The sequence below is a fragment of the Vibrio sp. 1402 genome, assembly GCF_033340275.1.
Map to the genome: position 1 here is coordinate 1 of NZ_JAWOWE010000200.1, position 762 is coordinate 762.

2 protein-coding genes are annotated in these 762 nt (G+C 46.5%); both read left to right on the forward strand.

Annotated features, from left to right (window positions below):
• Positions 1–313, forward strand: a 313-nt coding sequence (mtnN, locus tag R7044_RS25070) for a 5'-methylthioadenosine/S-adenosylhomocysteine nucleosidase (protein ID WP_225455979.1), incomplete at its 5' end; no start/stop codon positions are given.
• Positions 314–325: 12 nt separating this feature from the next.
• The coding region (locus tag R7044_RS25075) for a cobalamin biosynthesis protein (protein ID WP_225455980.1) at positions 326–762 on the forward strand (437 nt) is incomplete at its 3' end.

Below are 762 nucleotides of genomic sequence, written 5' to 3' on the forward strand. Positions count from 1 at the left end.
AGCGGAAAAAGCACTCGAGCAAATGGCAAATACACATGCTGTTCGCGGTTTGATCTGTACGGGCGATGCGTTTGTTTGCACGGCTGAGCGCCAAGCGTTCATTCGTGAAAACTTCCCATCCGTTATTGCGGTTGAAATGGAAGCATCAGCTATTGCTCAGACTTGCCACCAATTCAACACACCATTTGTTGTTGTACGTGCTATCTCTGACGTTGCTGATAAAGAATCGCCAATGAGCTTTGAAGAATTCCTGCCTCTAGCAGCAAAAAGCTCTTCAGAAATGGTCTTCAAGATGCTGGAACTGGTTAAGTAATCCAAGTCATTCATGGAAGAAATTTTTCAGCAATTCTATGCTAACGGTGCGCTCCTCGTGATGTGGGGCGCATTACTGTTTCACCTGATCCTCCCTATTCCTCATTCCGCTCACCCTGCAACTTTATGGCGCAAGGTAGCCGAACAATTAGCAGAGAAAGTAAATAACCACCATAGCTATTCACAAAGCATTCTCTCAGGAAGCCTCGCTCTTATTTTGATGACATTGCCGTGTTTGGTGCTCTTAATCGCTCTAACGCCCTTAGTTTGGCAAGAGCCTCTGTACGAACTTGCTCTGTTACTATTAGCGTTAGATTGGCGGAGTTGCGAAACCCTCACCAAACAACTTGCCCTCGCCTTGTCGCGTGAGGATAAAACGCGCTGTCGCGATCTACTCAAGCCTTTTGTGAATCGTGATACCGAAACGTTGTCGCTTGTCGGTATAGGTAA